We start from the raw sequence: 20,248 nt of genomic DNA, 5'->3' as shown, positions 1-20,248 counted from the left end.
AAACCTCGCTGGCAGGAAATTAAATTTTCATATGCATCAATCAACAAAATTTCCAATCATCACTACCAGCTAATTATATTATCATATGCATCAATCAATAATATTTCCAAGCCTCGCTGGCAGGCAATTAAATTTTCATATGCATCAATAACAAAATTTCCAATCATCACTACCAGCTAATTATATTGTCATTCGCATCAATCAATAATATTTCCAGTCTTACAGCAGGGATGATCGCTTTACATACCGCATAGCAGCGTGCTGCCAATGCTTTGTAGAAAGCCTCTTCTGCATTAAAAGGAAACAATTCCGTCAGTCTGCGTGCCAGATTCAGATCCAGAATGGGCTGACATTGTTCCGGAGGATACCCGCAACCCATAGCCAGTTCATAAATGAATTGTTTATCCCAGCTGGATTTACCACTATGTGTGTCCAGCTCTCCCTGTGCCAGTTTGCAGGCCTTGCCCAGCATAATACCCATTTTCACTTTCCGCAGGGGAGTCGTTTTTTATTTTATCCAATGTTTCACCAATCCAGTTACCATATTGCACAAAGGCAAATTCCGGCAGAAGCGCGAAGCGCTTTCTTAATATATTTTCAGACCGACCGCCTGAATTGATCACGACGGTATCGCAACCATTAGCAATCGATACATCAATGCCCTGTGTAATACTGGCAATATAAGCAGAGGCACTGAATGGTTTTACAATGCCAGTGGTACCTAATATTGATATACCACCAAGAATACCGATACGTGCATTCAACGTCTTCTTTGCGATCTCTTCTCCATTCACTACGAACACCTGTATGTCTACACCTTGTGTAAGCTGGTACTGATGCCGGATAAAATTCACTGCATCGCGCATCATTTTTCTTGGAACGGGATTGATCGCAGGCTCGCCTACTCCAATGGCCAGGCCGGGTAATGTGACTACACCTACACCTTCGCCTCTGAGAAAAACAATATCATCTCCTGTATTTAATGAAACCCTGCTTCCGATGGTGGCTCCATGTGTTGCATCCGGATCATCGCCACCGTCTTTGATCGTGGTGCAGGTTGCACTTAAATTATTAAATGAACAGGTTACTTTGAATAATACCTTTTGACCGAGTGGTAATGTGATCTCAATTTCTTCAACAGGAGCCTGAGTCAACAGGGCTATCAGGGCTGCCTTGGTACAGGCAGTTGCACAGGCGCCGGTGGTATATCCTGTTCTTAGAGACATGCCACATAAACTTTTAAATGATCTAATAAATCATCTTCTTTTACGGATATAAACCCTGCCGGCATAACAGGCCTGGAAATGATAAAAATGGGAATGTTAGCTGCCAGTGCTTCATTGATCTTGACAGATAATAAACCTGATTCACCACTTTCTTTTGTCAGTATACCTGTAATGTTGTGCAAAGCAATCAGTGCCGCTTCATTGCCCGGCATTTCCATGATCAGTTTTTCTTTTGGAAAACCTGCTGCCAATGCCTGTTCCAATGAACTATCCCTTGGCAGGATCCTGAAAACTGTTTCATTATGCTGCCAATACCTGGTTAGTTGACGGATTGTCTGTACACCAGTTAAGGCTAATAGCTTTTTTACAGGATGTACGGACAAATAGTCCATTGCTGCATCATAACTTTCAAAGTAATTCACCAGCGGATGTACTGTACGTGCCGGATATTCTCTTTCAAAGCGTAAAACAGGCAAGCCTGCTTCCGCAATTGCCTGGTGTAATACGGTTGCAAACGGATGACTGGCATGAACTATTACACGTACCCCCTGATCTTTACAGAAAGCCTGTAGTGCAGCAGGGGTGAGTGCTCCATGCCTGTATGTGCCATAAGTCTGCGATGGCATGTCGATTTCCGATTTGGTAGAATAGCAATAAGGTAAGCCTGCCTGTTCCAGCAGGGCCATGGTTTTTCTTCCTTCTGTCGTTCCACCAAATACGAGTATCATGAATATGCTTTTATAGTTTTACCTGTTCTGATCGTCATTTTGTCCTTCCATCAAATACAAGTATCATTATTATACATTTAATGTTTTACCTGTTCTGAATGTGTGTTTCCATTCAGGACTATATAAATGTGATCTGTTCTTTCTTGCACCAATTGCATCACCGACAATGACCAGGGTAGTGAGGGTTAGTTTATTATCCCTGATGATCTGAGCAAGATCTTTTAACTGACCGGTAAATACTGCTTCATCTTTCCATGTCACCCTGTACAATACTGCCACCGGTGTGTCAGGTGCGTAATGTTCCAGTAGTTGTGCCTGTACTGATTTCGCAATAGTCGCACTCAGGAAGATACACATGGTTGCCTTGTGCTTTGCCATCTCATTCAGTTTCTCATTTTCCGGTAACGGGGTCTTACCGGCACCACGTGTTAAGATGATGCTTTGCACGACTTCCGGGATGGTAAACTCAGATTTCAGATAAGCTGCTGCCGCCTGGAACGAAGAGATGCCTGGTACGATGGAGTAGTCCATGTCTTTCTCATCAAAGATGGTCATCTGCTCCTGTATCGCGCCATATATGGAAGGATCGCCGGATTGTAAACGCACGATCAAATGCCCTTTCGCATAATGCGTTTCCATAAGACTGATCTGATCTTCCAGCGTCATACTGGCGGAGTTACGTACTACTGCGCCTGTTTTCGCATAATAGGTGAGTTCTTCCGGAACCAGGCTACCTGCATACAAGATCAGGTCCGCAGTCTCTAATAACTGCTTTCCTTTGATACTGATCAATTCAGCATCTCCCGGTCCTGCCCCTACGATTACCACTTCTGCTTTGCGCACCGCGCTTTTATCAATGGCAATTGCCAGGGTATGTTTTTTGCCGGAGGCTACAGTTATCTTTTGCTTTTCAAGAAGTAAACCGTTATTACCGGATAGCAGCATGGCAGCCGCTTCAGATACACTGTGTACGCCCAATTTAGACAGGACTACTTCAGATGCATTTGGGACTACCTGTGTATTTAATTCATCGGCAGTAAAGGTGATAAAGGGTATACCTAATGTTTGTGCTAAGGCAATGAAAGCAGTTTCGTCTCCTTTGATATCAATAGACCCGATTGCATTTAAAGCGGATAAAGCCAGTCCCTGTGTGTGAAACTGCTCACGGAGTGATGCTTCCAGCAGGTCAGTTTCAATATCTCTTGAACATCCCATACCTATATTTAATACAGGTGCATGGTAATGCAATACCGGAATGGGGGCCTCATAGTTTTTATAAGTAACCGCAATCAGCAATTCATATTTCGAAAAGTCGATCTCGTCATAAGCGTAATAAATATCAGCAAAGGCAGGCTTCGTTCTTTCCAGGTGCTGTGTACCTTTGTCTTTGATATCTAATAAAACTGCTGTGGGTTTGTTATTGACAAATAAAGCAATTAATGCATTATTTGTAGCGGCTTTCCAGTTAAACTGCGCAGCCAATGTATCCAGTGCCCATAACTGTTGCAGGTCGCTACTGGTCGTGATCACGGCCTGTCCGGCTGTAGCACGTGCCAGTTTCGTGGCTAATGCGTTTGCGCCGCCTTCATGGCCGGATACGACTGCCTGCACATAATACCCATGGTCATCCATATTGATGACTGCGGGGTCTGTATGTTTGTTTTGTAAATAAGGCGCAATACTTCTTACACAAATACCTAATGCGCCAATGAATACCAGGGTATCGAACTTATCGTAACTGGTCTGTAAGAAATCTGCTATAGCAGGGATGTTGGTTACCTGCTCATGTGTGCGCGTACTTACCACTACAGCATGAGGAAATTCCTGCCTGATGCGCAAACCTAATTCCACGCCTCTGTCTGTACTGGCTATGATCGCTGTTTTGTTCATGTTTATATTTTTTCTGCCGTGAGGACAGTGATCGGATTATGATCGTCAATTGTAATATCTACAGGGGCATGCAGGTGATAGCCTAAGGTCGTCATGGTCTGCGTAAATTGTGCCCTGCTTTCGGGTTTGACCGCATTCATGACAATGCGAGCGTCTTTTTTTATATGCAAATGCAGGAAGTGGATTAAGGCATCTAACCTGTTTCCGTGCCCGCCGATAAATATCGCATCGGGTAGGGGATAGCCAGATAAGTCCTGTTCGAAAATATCACCCATCACCTTTATAATTCCGGGTACTCCAAATTTGCAGGCATTTATATCCAGCAATGCATCACATGCTTCTCTCTTTTCAAAAGCGACTACCTGTAAATGAGGGAAATTATTCCTGGCTTCAATGGCTACTGAGCCTGTACAAAAGCCGATATCCCATAATACACTTCGCTGAAACAAATCCAATTGGGTCAAACTCAATAGCCTTATTGGCATCTTGGTGATCATGTTTGGCCTGTTCGGTAGTCCTTCGAATAATGCATCTGGAATGCCTGAATATTTTTTGCGCGGCGTGGTTTGTATTAATAATACACAATTCAAGGAGTGAAATAAGCCGTTTGTGGCTTCTGGTAATGAGTGTGTTGTGATTTTTTCCTCCACACCCTCCAACGCTTCACCTGTTATCATTGTGTAGTTGTTATACCCAAATGATAAAAGTCTTTTTGCTATAGTACCAGGTGTCTTTACGCCATCTGTCAATACGCCGATCAGCTTTTCTCTTTTGATCAGTGCTGTATCTAATTCATCCCATCCACGCCCGTGAACAGATGTGTTATACAATCCGGCATAAGCAATATTGCATTTCTGACATAATAACTGTAAGCTATTAAAATAAGGATAGACCTTCATGGCTGCCTTTGGATCATACTTCCGGATGCTATTTGCAAATCCATAAAATAATGGATCGCCTGAAGCAAAGATCACTACTGTGCCATCCAGCTGGCGATACTGTTCTATCAAGCCGGGAATATCAACTGTAATATTGATCCATTCGTATTTTTCCGGCAGATATGGCTGTATCCGTTCAAGGTGTCGCCTGCCTCCTGAAAAATACCGGTGTTGTGGTAATAGGGTCCGTACTTCATCCCCTAAGGTGAAGTGTGCATGATCTGAAATCCCTATGACCACGTATTTATTCATAAGAAAATGCTGCATTTACAATACTTGCTGCCACATTGCTACCTCCCTTGTGACCTTTTATTATCACATAAGGAATATGCTTCATGGCCTGCAATTTCAATTTTGATTCCACCACATTCACAAAGCCTACCGGTGCACCAATGATGCCTGCAGGTTTAAAACTACCATATCCCAAATGGTCGCATAACTCAAACAACGCTGTCGGTGCATTTCCTACCACAAACAATGCCTCCGGGTGTTTCTCTATCGCCAGCCGCATGCCGGCCTGACTTCTTGTCAAGCCTTCCTTTGCCGCGAGTTCAAGCACGCCTTCTGCATTTAAGTAACAATGTACCTGGGACTGGTATTTTTCCAGGAAAGAACGGGTAATACCGGATTGCACCATTGTCACATCCGTTACAATCGTACCGCCTTGTTGCAGGTATTCCTGCCAGCGGCCAATAGCGTTATCGTTAGAATGATACAGATTCTCATATTCAAAATCAGCCGTTGTGTGTATACAACGCATTACCGCCCACTTATCGGCAGGTGATAAATCAGTACGTTGCATTTGCGCGGCGATCTGTCTGAAACTTTCATCCTGGATCTCCTGTCCGCTTTGTGGCTTTCTATCTAAATAACCACGGGGCGTTACTAAGAAGTTTTTGAACTGGTATGTTTGTGAATTGCCCACCATTACCAGCGAGAACATATCTACTGCTTCTACAGGCAATTCTTTTAGTGTGGTAATGAGGATGTTTTCTTCAGGGCGTGTTACCTGACGTATTATTGCCACAGGAGTATCTGGCGAACGATGTTCTAAAAAGATCTCTTTAAAGCGTTCCAGTTGCCAGAAGCGTTTTTTGCTTCTTGGATTATATAATGAGGTGACGAAGTCACCAAAGGCAGCCGCTTTGATACGTTGCTCTATGGTGGTCCATGGTGTCATTAAATCGGATAGGGAGATGCAGCAGAAGTCATGACCGAGTGGCGCACCAAGTTTACCTGCAGCGGCTATGAATGCGCTGATACCCGGAATGGTCTGCAATGCAATATCATTTTCCGGGTGTCTGCCTGCGTACTGGTATACCAGTGATGCCATGGCATAAATACCGGCATCGCCAGAACTGATTACAACTACATGCTTACCGGGGGCACAGCTATCTACTGCCAGTTCTGCACGTGCTTCTTCTTCAGCAAGGTCTTTGCCAATACATTCGCAGGTGGGTTTTAGCAAATGACTGATGAACTGGAAATAGTAACTATACCCAATCACGATATCTGCACTTGATAATACCTGTTGTGCGACTGGCAAAATGTAATCAGCGCCGCCGGGACCTATGCCCACTACACTTAATCTCATAATTTCTTTAAAATAATCAGCGAAAAATAAGGTAGCTCCCTATCTTTAATAGCCTGTATATCTGTTGTGATAAACTGATCGGGAGTACCCAGTCTCTCGCAATACATCATCCGCAATGCCCTGTTGTGCATCACCGGCAACAAGGTTTTGATCACACTCCGCACCTTAATCAGTACTACGGTATCAAAGGAATCTAATAAATGGTTCAGTTGTTTAGCATCCTGCATGCGTGGCAGAATGGCAATTTTCTCATTCAGTACACCTAATGGAGACTGGTGTGCGGCCGCTCCATTCAGGAAAGATGGTACCCCTGCTATGATCTCCACATCTAACTTATATTGCTGAATATGTTCCATCAGGTAAGCAAATGTGCTGTAAAAGGAAATATCCCCTTCGCTTACAAACGCTACCTGTAACCCCATCTGGTAATCCTCCCACATCTGCAGGAACGTATTGGCATATGTGCCCGCAACCTCGCTTCTGTTGTTACTCATTTTCAGGAACATGCCCCTGAATTTGCGCTCATCCAGTTGATGGTATTGCAATATGCCCAGGGAGTAACTGATGGTACTGCCATCCTCGAGCAAAGAGCCCGGATAATAAATTTTATCTACCTGCTGCAACACCTGCAGGCCCTTCACGGTTATCAATAAAGGATCGCCGGGGCCAAGAGATATGCCATAAATTTTACCATGTTTTGCCATAACTCAGATCCCCAATATCTTTTTAAATTTACTGATCACCTTATTCCCCGATTCAATCTTCTCATCTTCTTCAAACAATATCCCTTTCACTGCCAAATGGTGTCCCACCTGCTCTTTGCCCACTTCCTCCTCAAATCCAATTATCTGAGTTCTATACTTACAAAGCTGGCAATTCATCTCCGGTCTTCCAACCTCCACCTCCCTGATCCGTTCATCGATCGTGTCTAACAATAGGTCATCACATTCGAAACCTGAAGTGTATAGTATTGTTTTATCAGTCTGAGCCTTGTATTCGTCCAGTTGCGTATATATCTTTTTCAATAACACGCCTGTAAACAAAAATACCGGCACTGCAATGATCCGCTTATAGGGCAGGAGATTCACCAGTGGTAAGGCCTCCTGCAGCAAAGGTTTTGTCACCCCGATATAGGCTGTTGTTGCAAAGCCAAATCCCATTCCTTCCCACAGCATCCGGGTCATCTTCGCCACATCAGCATTGGCATCAGGATCGGAAGTTCCTCTGCCAACTACCAGCAGACAGGTATCAGAAAGATCTCCTGTACCACCTGCTTCCCGTATAAGTTTCTGTGCGAGTTTTAAAATAGATGGTGTAATACCTATGTGCCTGCCCAGTCGTATCGTCAATCCTTCATACTGGCTTTGCAGGGTATTCATCTCATAAGGAATATCGTTCTTGGCATGCGCGCCGGCAAAGAGAATTGCAGGAATCGCCAGAATTTCACGCACTCCCGCCAGATACATGCGTTCTACCGCCGCTGCATACACGGGATGTGAAAATTCCAGAAAGCCATAATCGACTATATAGTCCGGGTACTTCTCTTTGAGCAACGCGACCAGCTCTTTAAATCCCCGTACTCCTTCCGGGTCCCTGCTGCCATGTCCGCATATTAATATCCCTTTCATAATAATGCCAGTGGATTAGGGTGTTTGAATGTATAACCCAGGCGGCGCTTGATCTTATCAGAATTGATAATCTTAAAACACAACGGCTTGCCTTCGGCAAAGGTAGGAACTTCCAGTCCTGCTTTTTCAGCTGCCAGTGTGTAATAAACTTTGCGGGTCGGGTGTTCATCGGCGGCAGCATGGAAAATGTCTTCCCAGACCTCCTGTTCAATGAGCGCACTGATCAGTCCCAGGCAATCATCCTGGTGAATCACATTGATAGGGGCATCCCCGTTTTCCACGTCCTTTTTGCCAGCCAGGAAGCGCGCCGGCATACGGTCGTACCCGATCAAGCCTCCTAGTCTAAGTATGGTAGTAGTAAATTTCGCTTGTGAAAGGAGCAGGTTCTCTGCATGCAACAGGGCTTGTCCGCTACCTTTGGTAGGGGGTACGCTATCTTTTTCCGTTATTTCCCTGTTCAGGTCAGGGTATACGGAGGTGGAGCTGATAAACAGCACGTGCCTGACGGGGCTTGGCTCAATTGCCTGAATCAGTAAGGCAATCTGGGCAGGGTGATAAGTGGTAATATCCGGCCTGCGACCGGGGGGAAAATTGATGATCAGGATATCGCTATCCAGGAATCCCGGCAGGTCATTACAATCAATGGCCTGGTCGGTGATGGTGACCTTGTAGGGGAGTACCCCTTTTTCAGACAGCGTTTCCAGCTTTTCTTCACTGGTCACAGACCCCTTAACCTGGTATCCCTGCTGAACAAAAAGTTCGGCTAATGGTAAGCCGAGCCAGCCACAGCCCAGGATGCTGATGGATCTGTTCTTTGTATATTCATTCTGTTCCATTGCCTGATTTACTGAATTTGTGCCTCAAATATAAATCAGCATACAATGAAATGATGATACTTATGAAAATTATTCCCACAATATTGTTCTGCGTGTCGCTCAATTCCAGGGAAGTATTCCATGTACTGAGTATTTTGTAGATGGGAATAGCGAAACACATGATTGTGATCAGTACATTCAATTTGAACCGGTGGTTCTGGATCTTCTTCTGGTCAAAGGTCTTGAGTAGTTTGCTGAGCAGCATGGAATCGCAGGTGCCCGTAAGGATTAATCCTATAGAAAATACAACGCCACCGAGGATCGCGTAGATCCATTGGTTTGATACTGCTACAGCATAGCCAAAGGCTGCAATCTGCGAAGAGGTATCGAAGATGAATCCGAAGATGATGCCTGTGAGTATTACAGTAAAAGGATTCAGGCTTTTGTTGAATGCATCCGGGATTAATTTCTGTCGGATACCGGTCATTTGTACCTGACCTCTCTTCAAATAGATCAGGTTCGAAATACCCATAAATAACAACATCAGCGAGGCAGTCCATTCTACTACGATATCCAGCAGTGGCGGGATATTGAAATTGTTCTTCAGTATACAAAGGAACAATGCGATGGCGGTGACCATAATACCATGTCCAAATGTAAAGAGGGTACCTACCCATTTGCTCCACATACTTTTGTTCATGTGGAGTCGGTAAGTATAACCATCGATCACAGTAATGTGGTCCGGGTCCAGTCCATGGCGAAGGCCAAGAACGGCCAATACGATAAATCCTGAAATATTGGTTCCCATGATTTTAAAAATATACGCTCAAACTTCCTTTATGAAAAGGGCGTGCCTGGTGTGATGTGATTCAACATTTTCGTAGATGGCGATGCAGTGGTTTATTCTGCTTTCGCGGTGCTAAACTTTACAGGCTGTAATTCCATGGCATCTGCTTCCGGAAAGCAGAGTTGGGGTTTCAGTAAAGTATTTTGTAAGAGGTGCTGAGTTACAATATCACGCGCAACCTCTGGGTTTACGCTACCATACCAGGCTCCTTCGGGGTGAATGAATACAATAGGTCCGCTGGTACATTGCCCCATACATTTGGTGCGTATGGTATGAATTTCGTCATCCATGCCATGTTTGGTGAGGTGTGCCCTCAAAGCTAAAGTGTTTTCGTCTGCACCGCCTTTAGCACAGGTTCCACCATTGCAAATAAAAACCATCTTCTGAACCCTGGTCAGATCTTTAATAGCCATACCTTTAAAACATTTAATGCAGTTAATTACCCGTTAACGATTAAACAAGCAGACAGGAGAAAAGGCGGCAGGAGCAAACACTGCGTAAGTTGTTTGCCATCCCTGTACTTTTTTCCCGAAAGCATTGGATAAGTAGTTATAGTTTTTGGCAGGTCTTCTGACTTGTTCCACTTTTAACGCCTTCCCGTTCCGGTTGGAACAGTGGCTTTGCAGATGTTAAAAGCGATTGATGGAACTTACAGCAGCGGGAACTGTTCCGGATTTACACCGGATTCCCTTTTAATTTTATCAGCCTGGGAGGCAGATAAAAACCATAAACCGGGGTAAAAGTAGTAAATAAAATTAACTTTGCGGAAGTTAAGAACAATAAACCCACCCTATGAAGTATGACTATATGAATAGTGGAGGGATGAGTGAGGTAACGGATGCGTTAGATTTGTTGGGGGATAACAAATTGGTCTTTGGTACAGGTTTCAGTGTGCCCATTTATTATTTTGAATACAATGCATGCAATAATACTATCAGTACCACCACCACGAAAGTTACTGCGTGATTTATAAACATCACTTTTCGTAACTCTTCATGTTGAATTTCCCGCTGGTACTCACCGATATAAGGCTTCTCTACCACCACACCATGATACACATTCGGGCCGCCGAACCTGCAATTCATAATCCCTGCCAGCGCCGACTCCGGGTAACCTGAATTTGGACTGGCGTGCTGATGGCCGAATTTAAATATATACTGCCATCCCCGTTTACTGAAGGAGACCAGCACCATCAAAAACGCCGTCACCCTCGCGGGGATATAGTTTGCCACATCATCCAGTCTGGCGGCAAACCGCCCAAAATATAAATAGCGCTCGCTTTTATATCCAATCATAGAATCCAGGGTATTGATCATCTTATACAGCATCATAGCCGGTACACCACCTACTGCATAAAAGAGCAGGGGGGCAATTACCCCATCACTTAGGTTCTCTGACAAGGTCTCCAATACCGCAATCCGGACCTGGTTCTCCTGCAGCTTTAAAGTATCCCTCCCTACGATCCAGGAAAGACGTTTTCTGCCCGCTTCCAGCCCCTGATGGTATAAAGCATCATAAACAGCTGCGCCCTCCTGTAAAAGGCTCTTATTGGCCAAACCGTAAAAAACAAAAATACTGTTGAAAATATACCTTGCCCAAAGCGGAAGAATTTCCTGCATGTAATAGAAGAAAGCATACACCCCGAGGCACAATACCACGGTTAATATAGCTCCTTTCAGAAAACGTTTGTATCCATTATTGAGTTTCTTTTCACCGAATGTGATCAGGTTCCCAAATAACCGCACCGGATGGGGCAACCACCGTGGGTCGCCCAGCAGCAAATCTAACACATACCCCACCACCAAAGGAATCCATATTATTTTTCCATCCATGCATTGATGCCTTTAATCAATAAAGCATTTTTCTCTGGCGTCTGTGTCGCCACCCTGAAATGTTTCGGACTTAGACTTTTGAAATTGCTGGCATCCCTGATGAGTAAACTATGTTCCTCTACCAGATATGCCTTTAAATCAGCAGCAGTACCATTTATTAACTCACATAAAAAGAAGTTCGTCCGGGTAGGCATCACATTCACATGAATACTCAATGCTGCCATTAAGTTAGCCGTATCCTGCAATAAATCTACTGCATTAAATGTCAGCTGTTCTTTATTCGCCACGATATACAAGCCCGCTTCAATGGCCAGTGCATTCACAGACCATGGCATTTTGGAGAATGTAATTTTAGCAATCGTATCCCTGCTACTTAATAAATACCCTAGCCTCAAACCTGGTATTGCATAAGTTTTGGTGAGTGATTTGATGATAATTAAATTCGGTAAGTCATGCAGTGAGGTAACCAGGGATTTTCTTTCATGGGTAAAGTCTACATATGCTTCATCGATCACAAACGTCACTGTAGTATTGCTTAGCAACAATGCCTGTAGAAATTCAACTGATAACAACGCCCCGGTAGGATTATTAGGATTACCTAAGAATACCAGCGCTGTCGTAAAGATAGTATCCTGTTGCAGAGAAGACCATTCAAGATGCGATACTGAAATATCATTCACCCTGCAGGCATCTTCATACTCTGCAAATGCAGGAATGACAACCGTAGCCGACTGGCCTCTCCATGCATGGGCTACCAGGTAAAAAGCTTCTGTTGCGCCATTGGTGGCTAAGACCTGTGATGGCGTAATCTCATGCCATTGGGCCAATGCCTCCTGCAAACTTTGTGCGTTTGCCTGCGGATAATTTTTTAATCTGAAAAGCTGCGTGCTCAGGTGTTGTACCAAACCAATGGAAAGTCCTTTGTAATAAACGTTAGAACTAAAGTCAGCAAGAATTTCCCGGGAATACAGATACCTGTCATCTCCATGACCTAATATCATTGTTCACTTTTTAATTGACTGTAAATGTAGGCAATATCGACATGTTCGCGCAGATGTTGTGCCAGTTTATCGTACTGCTCGTGTTTATAATTGTTGTAATCGAAAGGGGCGGAAGCTTCCAGGCTGAAGGGAGAAAGCAGGTCGTCCACGACTACAGGGTTATCCAAAATGCCATGTACATACGTGCCCCAGCAGCGGTCGTTCAATAAATACCCATCACCGTGGCCATGGAGCATTGTATTCAATGGGGTGCTGCTGGCGGTAATCCCCATATGAATCTCATATCCTTCACAGGTAGCAGCACTATTTTTATATTGAAAGGTACATTGCTGCGTGGTCTTTACTTCTGTAAGTACTGTTGTAACCGGCAGCAACCCCAGCCCGGGCATAAAGGAAACAGTGCCTTCCACACCCGCAGGATCTTCCACACTCTGCCCCATCATCTGGTAACCACCACAGATACCAATCACTGTCCTGCCGCCTTTGAATGCCTGTGTGATGGCGGTCGCCACACCATTATTTTTAATGTCTACCAGGTCTGCTATGGTATTTTTACTACCGGGTAGTATCACAATGTCTGCCTGTGCAATTTCAGCCGGGTTATTGCTATAATAGAGGTGTACGCGCTCATCTTTTTCCAGTACGGTAAAGTCTGTGAAGTTGGACAAACGGTTTAGTAAAACTACTACTACATTAACTTTGCCACTACCTGCCTGTTGTTGCTTATGGGCCAGTGCCACAGAGTCTTCTTCCTCTACATAGATATCTTTGCGAAAAGGGATGATGCCAACTACAGGTACACCGCACAGCTCTTCCAGCAAGGTTTTGCCGGTTTCAAAGAGACGGGCGTCGCCACGGAATTTATTGACGATGATGCCTTTCAGCAATGCTTTTTCTTCAGGTGGTAAAAGGGCGATCGTGCCATATACACTCCCAAAGATGCCGCCTTTGTCAATGTCTGCTACGAGGTAAACATCGGCCTTTGCGTGCAGTGCCATCCGCATGTTTGTAATATCCCTGTGTTTCAGGTTTAGTTCACTGATACTACCTGCACCTTCCATTACGACAGGGTTGTACTGTGCCTGCAACCTGTCAAAGGCAGCTTTGGCAGCATTCAACAATTCCTGTTTGTTATTTCCCATGAAGTAATCATAGGCCGACTGGCTCCCAACAGGTTTACCCATCAATACGACCTGAGAGGTCTTGTCATTCGTAGGTTTCAGCAATACAGGATTCATATCGGCACTACAGGGCAACCCACAGGCTTCCGCCTGCACTGCCTGAGCACGGCCTATTTCAAGTCCGTCGGGAGTAACAAAGCTGTTGAGCGACATGTTCTGTGCCTTAAACGGAGCTGGTTGGTAACCATCCTGTTTGAAGATGCGGCAGAAACCGGTATTAATAAAACTTTTCCCGACGTCTGAAGCGGTACCTACAAACATGATGGGTTTTAATTGCTGCATAGCGTTGGGCGAATAGATAATTTTGCAAATGTACTATCTTTGACCAAATGAAGAAGCCTCAGTTTTTAATCGCAGCACCATCCAGCCATTCAGGCAAGACCACCCTCACTTTGGGGTTGTTGCGGGCATTGCATAACAGGGGCTTGCAGGTACAGCCTTTTAAATGTGGCCCTGATTATATTGATACAACCCATCATACCCGGGCCGCCCGCAGGCAGAGCATCAATCTCGATACGTTTATGATGAGTGAGGCACATGTGCAGGAGCTATATAGTCACTACAGCAGTGATGCAGATGTGGTGGTCACAGAAGGAGTGATGGGGTTGTATGACGGAGCCGTGAAATGGGAGGGGAGCAGTGCGGCAATCGCATTGTTGCTGGATATACCTGTGATACTGGTGGTGAATGCCAAGGCAATGGCGTATTCAGTGGCGCCGTTGTTGTATGGGTTGAAGAATTTTAATACTGATGTAAAGATTGCCGGGGTTATTTTCAATTTTGTCAACACAGAGAGTCATTATCAGTTCCTGAAGGATGCGTGCCATGATGTAGGTATTATGCCATTGGGGTATATTCCTGTGAACGAAGAGATAAAGATCCCTTCCAGGCACCTGGGGTTGGCATTGTCAGGGGAAAATGATTATGAGGCGATTGTAGAGCTGGCAGCTGCTCATATAAGTAGGTCCGTGGATATTGATGGGTTATTGGCATTGACGGACACACACAAACCATCATCCAATATTAATCATTCCTTTCCTGAAAAAAAATACAGGATCGCTATTGCCAAAGATGAAGCCTTTAATTTTATCTATGAAGAAAATATTCGCCAGCTAACGCAACAGGGAGACGTTGTGTTTTTTAGCCCATTGCATGATAGCTCCTTACCTGAAGCAGATTTACTATACCTCGCCGGCGGATATCCTGAATTATACCTGTCCGTCTTAGAGAAGAATGAAGCTATGCGTATGGCAATCCGCGACTATTCCAGACAAGGCGGACGTGTGATGGCAGAATGCGGGGGGATGATGTACCTTGGCAACGTTATTACTGACCAGGAAGGCAACCGCCACCACATGTGTGGTGTACTTGACCTTGAGACCAGCATGGTTGATAGTCGCTTATCACTGGGTTATCGCAAAGTACAAATTTCAGATGCAGTTTTGAAAGGGCACGAATTCCATTACTCTCACGCCACCTCCAATCTTACCACCATCGGCGAAGTACAGAACGCCCGTGGTAAAGCCGTACCGACACCTATTTACAGGCAACAAAATGTGATCGCCTCCTACATTCATTTTTACTGGGGCGAAGACGTCGCAATACTATTATCATTATGGAACAAGTAAAGCTTTTTATGATCCTTGCAGGATGTAAGCCTGCAGGCAGACACACAGAACAACATGATGTATTCTTTACTATCGCTCCTTCACTGAAAGAGGTCATACCTGCGCTGGAAGCCTTCTGGCCTGAAGCAAAAGGGAATCTTCACCTTGATGCTTTCCGGGAAGTGACGCTTGTAGATGATATGCACGTAAAAGTGATACCCCGTGCAGAAAAGGAAGCTGGTGGTACACAACTGTACTTTATCAACCTTGGAGGATACAAAGAGAATGAAATGGAGGAATTCCATTACAAATTGCTTTCTACAGGTAAGGAAAAGAACGAAGCGCTACGAAAAGCAAAAGCTACTGCATTTTTCAAGCATACCACATTCCCCGGTGCTACATCCCACATCGATGACAAGTATGGTGTAGATATCGATGATTTTGCACTGATAGAAGAAATACTCCCTGTTACTATCAGGGCGCAATATGCTTTGCAATTAACTCCTGCTGGTCCAGATGCAAAGCCAGATCATTTGCACCTGGGATATTTTAAACTGGACCGCATACTGAAAGGAGAATATACTTCCGAATAACCCCTCTTCAATTATTTTTCAGCTTTTAAATCCATCTGAATTTATTTCCCGTATCTGAATATGTAGCAAAACTACATCGTCAGATACGGAAGCTCGTCTCTATAATTTACACTCTATTTTATGATAAGGAAAGCTCTGAAAATCCTGCCATGGGCGGGTGGTATACTCGTGTGCCTTGTACTCGTACTGGCCGTACATATTTACCTTGTAACCCGGCCAAAGCCAGCGGATGCGCATACACGAATCATGGCCAGAATGGACATTCAGCAATCACTTACTGCCAAAGAAGGAGAACAGGTACAGGCCTGGCTCTATGCACAGCCCGGCGTAGATCATGTATTGGTAAATGCCGGAACACGTATCGCTATATTTACTTATTCTCCATTGCTGGCCGATGCCAACGACATCATCAGCAGGTGTGGTCAGTCACTACATTATACGGCTACACGATTTGTGCCCAGCGCCGCCGATATGCAGAAAGGCTGTCCGGCTATGGCACAGTCATTCTCCGGGAAAATTTTAAACTTATTCATCAGTAAAAAATAGAAAATGAAAAGTAACGCAGCACTGTTATTATTAGCTGGTATCTTTGGCACAGGCCTGTTCCTCACCTCGTGCAAGAAAGATTCAGACAAAACGGAAACAACAAAAACATTGTACGATTCACTCGGAGGATCCACTATGGTGAATGATCCTGCCAATCCAGGTACTATGATTCAACAGGGCCGTCTTGGCATTCGTTCTGTCGTAGACAGTACTATCTTCGTGATTGCAGCAGATACTGCTATCAATGGATTTTTCCAGGCGCTGCTGGCTGAGGTTACCGCCGGCAATACCAGCGGTTTTGAAGTCCTTAGCAAGAACCTCACTGATTTTGTATGCGTAGGTACGGGTGCTACCAGTTATACTTATGGTGGTAAAAGCATGACCGCTGCACATGATCCGGCACAGAATTCCCGCATGAATGGAAAGGCTGCCAATGATGATTTCGATGCATTTGTTGCAGACCTCGTAAAAGGTGCAAAGAAAAATGGCTTGTCTGATCAGTTGATCGGAAGGGTAGGTGCACTAGTAGAAACATTGCGTACACAGGTCGTACAAAAATAATCTGTTTAAAAAAAGAACAGGTGTCTCAACATTGGTTGGGACATTTGTCGTTAGGGTCTTACGGCTCGCAGCATTTCTCTTTTTCCCGGAGGGCCTGCTAATTTTTCTACCTTGAAACCTGCTGCCTGCATTGCTCTTCTTACATCTCCTTTACTACAATAGGTAACCAGCATTCCTCCCGGTTCCAATAAGCTATATAATTTTTCAAAGACAGCTACCGACCATAATTCCGGTTGGGATGCAGGTGCAAAGGCATCGTAATAAATCAAATGAAAGGGTTGGACAACAGGGGTTACATCTAATAAAGATGCATGGGCTTTGTGCAAGGTAAATTTTTCTGAAATTTTTACATCTTTATTCCAGGGGTATTGATGTAGATCGGTACCATAATTTAATCCTTCTATTTCCTGTGCCGTCAGGGGAAATTGTTCTACTGCATAGTAATACACAGGTATAGTAGCATACTGTAAAGTGAGCAAAGCATTCAGTCCGGTACCAAATCCCATTTCAAAGATGCGGATGGCAGGTGCCTGTATAGCCTGTAAGCCCGCATGGATAAATACATGCATACTTTCCTGTATCGCTCCGTGTGTGCTATGATATGTTACGTTCATGTCCGGAATAGCTATTGTATGGGAGCCATCAGCCGTGACCAGTAATTCCCTTTTCATAATACAAAGGAACTTAAAAACAACTTAAAAACCTCCCCCTGCTATGTCCCCGCATCCATACAAGGTAACTTTAAGAACATCCCCATAATAACCAGAAAACCCGATCACGCATGAAACACACCTATGTTGGCGGTCTGATACTCATCAGCGCCCTCTTCTTTGCTGCATGCAGCAAAGAAACGACCAAATCTGCTCCTGACACTACCCCCGTTTCCACCACTACCGTTGCCACTGACAACTCAGCCCAGGCAGGTATGGTACTAACTCCCGGTGGTTGGCGCCCAGCTGACAAAGTCAGCAAAATCGAACAAGGACAACACCTGGATGTACAGGGTGGCCGTTTAAGAGCCATCGATGATGCTACCGGCAAAGTAGCCAAAGACTTCGGCGCTATCCATGCCGATGCCGGCTCGCTTCCAGATTATCCAGGTAATGTAAACAGCGCTGCTCCTTTAGCGCGGAAAGTAAAACCCCTCAGCTCCGGTTGGATTGCTTACACTTACTGGAGTAACCCGGTGTCTACACCGATTTCTTATTTCTCTACCACCTGGACGGTACCCCCTGCACCTTCTACTTCCAATGGGCAGACCATCTTTATGTTCAATGGTCTCCAAAACAGTTCCTACATCCTGCAACCCGTTTTACAATGGGGCCCTTCTGCAGCAGGTGGTGGTAACTACTGGGCCATTGCCAACTGGTATGTAGATGGTTCCAGCGGAACTGCTATCTTCAGTAACCTCGTCAGGGTGAGTGCCGGTACGAGTCTTACAGGTATCATGACCCTCACTGGCAGCAGTGGCAGCTCCTATAGCTACACTTCTGCTTTCACCGGCTATTCTTCTATCAATCTTTCAGTGAGTAATATCCAGAAGCTCTATTGGGCGGCTGAGTCGCTGGAAGTATACTATCCTGTAGTATGTACTGATTATCCGAATACTACTAAGACGAGATTCAGTAATATTCAGATACAGTTACAGGGTGGTTCGCAATCAGCATTGTCCTGGACAGTGGCGAATGCGGTGACAGATTGCGGACAGCATGCAACTGTGGTGACGAATGGTACCCCGAATGGTGTGGTAGATATCTATTATTGAAAAAAGCAAATGTTAAAAAGCGCATCTGTCTCCTGGCAGGTGCGCTTTTTTATTTTAATAAGTACAGCAGGCGTAATAGCTCTGCCCACCTGCGCCAGGTGTTCATCAATTACAGATCTGCCGATATGGTGGAATATGAACGGGTAGGAGGATTCGATCATACGGGGAAAGGACAGGGAAAAACATAAAGGCAAAAGATTAGCGTCATACAACGCGGCTGTTTAATTGTTTATATTTGTTATAGCTAATAATATTATGAAGAAAGATAATAGCAAAGCAGCCGCAGGAGTAAAAGAAATTGCAAGGCTTGCACAGGTATCTATAGCAACGGTAGACAGGGTAATTCACAACAGGGAAGGAGTATCTGAGAAGACAAAGGCCAGGATCCGGGAGATAATGAAAAAGCTGAATTACCAACCCAATGTGCTGGCCCGGCGCCTGGCACTGGCCAGCAGGGGAAATCTGCGGCTGGTCACGCTATTGCCTGTCACCTCGCCAGAAACAGCTTTCTGGGAAGCACCAAAGGAAGGGATTGACCAGGCCGAAAATGAAATCAGGCAGTATGGAATAAAGGTAGAGCGGCTTTTCTTTGACCAGAACAATGAAGCCACTTTTAAAAAGCAGGTAAAAAAAATCATACGCTCTGCCCCGGATGGGATCCTGCTAACACCCACATTTTCTGATACGGCCTTAGAGCTCATTGATTACTGCAAGGAGTCTGGTATTCCCTATGTGCTGATCAATACAGATATTCCCGGCTTTAACGCCATGTGCTATATAGGACCTGAAAACTTTCATAGTGGCTACGTGGCCGCTCAGCTTGTAAATTATGGCATCCGGGAAGGGCAGAAAATTGTTATTACGAAAATCGCGCAGGAGATAGATACTAACTATTCCATTTTGAGAAAGGAAGAAGGCTTCAGGACATATTTCAAAGACAATCAGCTGCCTTATGAGCTGATTACATTCGATTCTAAGGATACGGATTATGAAATAGTGGCGCGCCATCTGACAAAGCTCCTTAAAAATGATAATGCCATCGGCGCTATTTTTGTCACTAACTCCAGGGTATCACTGGTGGCCCGTTGTCTTGAAAAGGCTGGCCTGAAACACCTGATCCTGCTGGGATATGATTTTATTCCTGATAATGTAAGCTATCTCCAGTCCGGAACTATAAACTTTCTGATCTGTGAGAAGCCGCGTGAGCAAGGATACCGAGGTATCATCACTTTGTTCCAGCACCTCGTTTATGACCAACCCGTAGAGCCTGAATACCTAATGCCAATTGAGATTGTCACAAAAGAAAATTGCCGGTACTATCGGAATTAAAAAAAGCACAATGTTTTGTAGCCAGCACTTAAATCTTTAATTGCCAGGATCCATACTTCTTTGCCCTACTGGCAGTGAGCAGGAGCTTTATCCCCCATTGAAAGCATACCTTCTGGAGTTGATTTTACCGTCATTGGAAGACCAGCTGATTCTTAGTTTACTTATAG

22 protein-coding genes and 1 riboswitch are annotated in these 20,248 nt (G+C 44.7%); of the genes, 7 read left to right on the top strand and 15 right to left on the bottom strand.

The features are described from left to right. Positions 1–169 precede the first annotated feature (169 nt). The 14 genes from SIO70_RS22160 to SIO70_RS22095 all read right to left on the bottom strand — a co-directional run bounded on the left by SIO70_RS22160 (position 170) and on the right by SIO70_RS22095 (position 13,962). Entirely contained in the window at positions 170–472 is a 303-nt protein-coding gene (locus SIO70_RS22160) for a hypothetical protein (protein ID WP_320574409.1), read from the bottom strand. Then, positions 423–1,226, bottom strand: a complete 804-nt coding sequence (cbiD, locus tag SIO70_RS22155) for a cobalt-precorrin-5B (C(1))-methyltransferase CbiD (protein WP_320574407.1) — start codon at positions 1,224–1,226, stop codon at positions 423–425. Before cbiD ends, SIO70_RS22160 begins: the two co-directional genes overlap by 50 nt. Next, complete coding sequence (locus tag SIO70_RS22150) at positions 1,217–1,954, bottom strand: precorrin-6A/cobalt-precorrin-6A reductase (RefSeq protein ID WP_320574405.1); 738 nt, start codon at positions 1,952–1,954, stop codon at positions 1,217–1,219. Before SIO70_RS22150 ends, cbiD begins: the two co-directional genes overlap by 10 nt. Before the next feature lie 69 nt (positions 1,955–2,023). Next, positions 2,024–3,844, bottom strand: a complete 1,821-nt coding sequence (cobM, locus tag SIO70_RS22145) for a precorrin-4 C(11)-methyltransferase (protein WP_320574403.1) — start codon at positions 3,842–3,844, stop codon at positions 2,024–2,026. A 2-nt stretch (positions 3,845–3,846) separates the two neighbouring features. After that, positions 3,847–5,034 (bottom strand): precorrin-6y C5,15-methyltransferase (decarboxylating) subunit CbiE, encoded by a 1,188-nt coding sequence (gene cbiE / locus SIO70_RS22140; RefSeq protein WP_320574402.1) that lies wholly within the window; start codon positions 5,032–5,034, stop codon positions 3,847–3,849. Continuing rightward, positions 5,027–6,376, bottom strand: coding sequence for a precorrin-3B C(17)-methyltransferase (gene cobJ / locus SIO70_RS22135; protein ID WP_320574401.1), 1,350 nt, complete (start codon positions 6,374–6,376; stop codon positions 5,027–5,029). Before cobJ ends, cbiE begins: the two co-directional genes overlap by 8 nt. Further along, positions 6,373–7,080: a precorrin-2 C(20)-methyltransferase gene (gene cobI / locus SIO70_RS22130; RefSeq protein WP_320574400.1), complete on the bottom strand. Its 708-nt coding sequence runs from the start codon at positions 7,078–7,080 to the stop codon at positions 6,373–6,375. The genes cobJ and cobI overlap by 4 nt, the downstream gene beginning before the upstream one ends. Positions 7,081–7,083: 3 nt before the next feature. Then, positions 7,084–8,004: a sirohydrochlorin chelatase gene (locus tag SIO70_RS22125; RefSeq protein ID WP_320574399.1), complete on the bottom strand. Its 921-nt coding sequence runs from the start codon at positions 8,002–8,004 to the stop codon at positions 7,084–7,086. Next, positions 8,001–8,840, bottom strand: coding sequence for an SDR family oxidoreductase (locus SIO70_RS22120; RefSeq protein ID WP_320574398.1), 840 nt, complete (start codon positions 8,838–8,840; stop codon positions 8,001–8,003). Before SIO70_RS22120 ends, SIO70_RS22125 begins: the two co-directional genes overlap by 4 nt. Then, positions 8,827–9,627: an NAD+ synthetase gene (locus SIO70_RS22115; RefSeq protein ID WP_320574396.1), complete on the bottom strand. Its 801-nt coding sequence runs from the start codon at positions 9,625–9,627 to the stop codon at positions 8,827–8,829. The genes SIO70_RS22120 and SIO70_RS22115 overlap by 14 nt, the downstream gene beginning before the upstream one ends. Positions 9,628–9,719: 92 nt before the next feature. Continuing rightward, positions 9,720–10,079, bottom strand: coding sequence for a (2Fe-2S) ferredoxin domain-containing protein (locus SIO70_RS22110; protein ID WP_320574395.1), 360 nt, complete (start codon positions 10,077–10,079; stop codon positions 9,720–9,722). A gap of 129 nt (positions 10,080–10,208) precedes the next feature. Further along, positions 10,209–10,410: riboswitch (cobalamin riboswitch) on the bottom strand. 158 nt (positions 10,411–10,568) lie between these two features. Continuing rightward, on the bottom strand, positions 10,569–11,498 hold the full coding sequence (gene cbiB, locus SIO70_RS22105) for an adenosylcobinamide-phosphate synthase CbiB (protein ID WP_320574393.1): 930 nt from the start codon (positions 11,496–11,498) through the stop codon (positions 10,569–10,571). Further along, positions 11,483–12,499: an aminotransferase class I/II-fold pyridoxal phosphate-dependent enzyme gene (locus tag SIO70_RS22100; protein WP_320574392.1), complete on the bottom strand. Its 1,017-nt coding sequence runs from the start codon at positions 12,497–12,499 to the stop codon at positions 11,483–11,485. The genes cbiB and SIO70_RS22100 overlap by 16 nt, the downstream gene beginning before the upstream one ends. Further along, positions 12,496–13,962 carry a cobyric acid synthase gene (locus SIO70_RS22095; protein ID WP_320574390.1) on the bottom strand — a complete coding sequence of 489 codons (1,467 nt, stop codon included), beginning with the start codon at positions 13,960–13,962 and terminating at the stop codon, positions 12,496–12,498. The genes SIO70_RS22100 and SIO70_RS22095 overlap by 4 nt, the downstream gene beginning before the upstream one ends. Positions 13,963–14,009: 47 nt before the next feature. Between SIO70_RS22095 and SIO70_RS22090 the strand changes: the two genes are divergently transcribed. The 4 genes from SIO70_RS22090 to SIO70_RS22075 all read left to right on the top strand — a co-directional run bounded on the left by SIO70_RS22090 (position 14,010) and on the right by SIO70_RS22075 (position 16,987). Next, the gene (locus SIO70_RS22090) at positions 14,010–15,308 is read left to right on the top strand and encodes a cobyrinate a,c-diamide synthase (RefSeq protein WP_320574388.1); all 1,299 of its coding nucleotides are present in this window, start codon (positions 14,010–14,012) and stop codon (positions 15,306–15,308) included. After that, entirely contained in the window at positions 15,296–15,880 is a 585-nt protein-coding gene (locus tag SIO70_RS22085; protein WP_320574386.1) for a DUF1543 domain-containing protein, read from the top strand. The genes SIO70_RS22090 and SIO70_RS22085 overlap by 13 nt, the downstream gene beginning before the upstream one ends. Before the next feature lie 120 nt (positions 15,881–16,000). Then, complete coding sequence (locus tag SIO70_RS22080) at positions 16,001–16,426, top strand: hypothetical protein (RefSeq protein ID WP_320574384.1); 426 nt, start codon at positions 16,001–16,003, stop codon at positions 16,424–16,426. Between the two features lie 3 nt (positions 16,427–16,429). After that, positions 16,430–16,987: a group 1 truncated hemoglobin gene (locus tag SIO70_RS22075; RefSeq protein ID WP_320574383.1), complete on the top strand. Its 558-nt coding sequence runs from the start codon at positions 16,430–16,432 to the stop codon at positions 16,985–16,987. A 50-nt stretch (positions 16,988–17,037) separates the two neighbouring features. On the opposite strand, the gene mnmD is transcribed toward SIO70_RS22075, so the two are convergent. Further along, positions 17,038–17,658 carry a tRNA (5-methylaminomethyl-2-thiouridine)(34)-methyltransferase MnmD gene (gene mnmD / locus SIO70_RS22070; RefSeq protein WP_320574381.1) on the bottom strand — a complete coding sequence of 207 codons (621 nt, stop codon included), beginning with the start codon at positions 17,656–17,658 and terminating at the stop codon, positions 17,038–17,040. 110 nt (positions 17,659–17,768) lie between these two features. Here mnmD and SIO70_RS22065 point away from each other — a divergent pair, with 110 nt between their 5' ends. From SIO70_RS22065 to SIO70_RS22055, 3 genes are all read left to right on the top strand, one after another. Continuing rightward, on the top strand, positions 17,769–18,752 hold the full coding sequence (locus SIO70_RS22065) for a hypothetical protein (RefSeq protein ID WP_320574379.1): 984 nt from the start codon (positions 17,769–17,771) through the stop codon (positions 18,750–18,752). After that, positions 18,749–18,940 (top strand): hypothetical protein, encoded by a 192-nt coding sequence (locus SIO70_RS22060; protein WP_320574377.1) that lies wholly within the window; start codon positions 18,749–18,751, stop codon positions 18,938–18,940. Before SIO70_RS22065 ends, SIO70_RS22060 begins: the two co-directional genes overlap by 4 nt. Positions 18,941–19,007: 67 nt before the next feature. Beyond that, positions 19,008–20,081 (top strand): LacI family DNA-binding transcriptional regulator, encoded by a 1,074-nt coding sequence (locus SIO70_RS22055; protein ID WP_320574375.1) that lies wholly within the window; start codon positions 19,008–19,010, stop codon positions 20,079–20,081. Positions 20,082–20,248: the final 167 nt, after the last annotated feature.

It is taken from the genome of Chitinophaga sancti (genome assembly GCF_034087045.1).
GTDB classification, from domain to species: domain Bacteria; phylum Bacteroidota; class Bacteroidia; order Chitinophagales; family Chitinophagaceae; genus Chitinophaga; species Chitinophaga sancti_B.
This window is presented reverse-complemented; position numbering and strand designations above follow the sequence as displayed.

Coding starts and splice junctions, on each gene's coding strand:
- SIO70_RS22160 (WP_320574409.1), bottom strand. CDS start 472: ATGCTGGGCAAGGCCTGCAAACTGGCACAGGGAGAGCTGGACACACAT.
- cbiD (WP_320574407.1), bottom strand. CDS start 1,226: ATGTCTCTAAGAACAGGATATACCACCGGCGCCTGTGCAACTGCCTGT.
- SIO70_RS22150 (WP_320574405.1), bottom strand. CDS start 1,954: ATGATACTCGTATTTGGTGGAACGACAGAAGGAAGAAAAACCATGGCC.
- cobM (WP_320574403.1), bottom strand. CDS start 3,844: ATGAACAAAACAGCGATCATAGCCAGTACAGACAGAGGCGTGGAATTA.
- cbiE (WP_320574402.1), bottom strand. CDS start 5,034: ATGAATAAATACGTGGTCATAGGGATTTCAGATCATGCACACTTCACC.
- cobJ (WP_320574401.1), bottom strand. CDS start 6,376: ATGAGATTAAGTGTAGTGGGCATAGGTCCCGGCGGCGCTGATTACATT.
- cobI (WP_320574400.1), bottom strand. CDS start 7,080: ATGGCAAAACATGGTAAAATTTATGGCATATCTCTTGGCCCCGGCGAT.
- SIO70_RS22125 (WP_320574399.1), bottom strand. CDS start 8,004: ATGAAAGGGATATTAATATGCGGACATGGCAGCAGGGACCCGGAAGGA.
- SIO70_RS22120 (WP_320574398.1), bottom strand. CDS start 8,840: ATGGAACAGAATGAATATACAAAGAACAGATCCATCAGCATCCTGGGC.
- SIO70_RS22115 (WP_320574396.1), bottom strand. CDS start 9,627: ATGGGAACCAATATTTCAGGATTTATCGTATTGGCCGTTCTTGGCCTT.
- SIO70_RS22110 (WP_320574395.1), bottom strand. CDS start 10,079: ATGGCTATTAAAGATCTGACCAGGGTTCAGAAGATGGTTTTTATTTGC.
- cbiB (WP_320574393.1), bottom strand. CDS start 11,498: ATGGATGGAAAAATAATATGGATTCCTTTGGTGGTGGGGTATGTGTTA.
- SIO70_RS22100 (WP_320574392.1), bottom strand. CDS start 12,499: ATGATATTAGGTCATGGAGATGACAGGTATCTGTATTCCCGGGAAATT.
- SIO70_RS22095 (WP_320574390.1), bottom strand. CDS start 13,962: ATGCAGCAATTAAAACCCATCATGTTTGTAGGTACCGCTTCAGACGTC.
- SIO70_RS22090 (WP_320574388.1), top strand. CDS start 14,010: ATGAAGAAGCCTCAGTTTTTAATCGCAGCACCATCCAGCCATTCAGGC.
- SIO70_RS22085 (WP_320574386.1), top strand. CDS start 15,296: ATGGAACAAGTAAAGCTTTTTATGATCCTTGCAGGATGTAAGCCTGCA.
- SIO70_RS22080 (WP_320574384.1), top strand. CDS start 16,001: ATGATAAGGAAAGCTCTGAAAATCCTGCCATGGGCGGGTGGTATACTC.
- SIO70_RS22075 (WP_320574383.1), top strand. CDS start 16,430: ATGAAAAGTAACGCAGCACTGTTATTATTAGCTGGTATCTTTGGCACA.
- mnmD (WP_320574381.1), bottom strand. CDS start 17,658: ATGAAAAGGGAATTACTGGTCACGGCTGATGGCTCCCATACAATAGCT.
- SIO70_RS22065 (WP_320574379.1), top strand. CDS start 17,769: ATGAAACACACCTATGTTGGCGGTCTGATACTCATCAGCGCCCTCTTC.
- SIO70_RS22055 (WP_320574375.1), top strand. CDS start 19,008: ATGAAGAAAGATAATAGCAAAGCAGCCGCAGGAGTAAAAGAAATTGCA.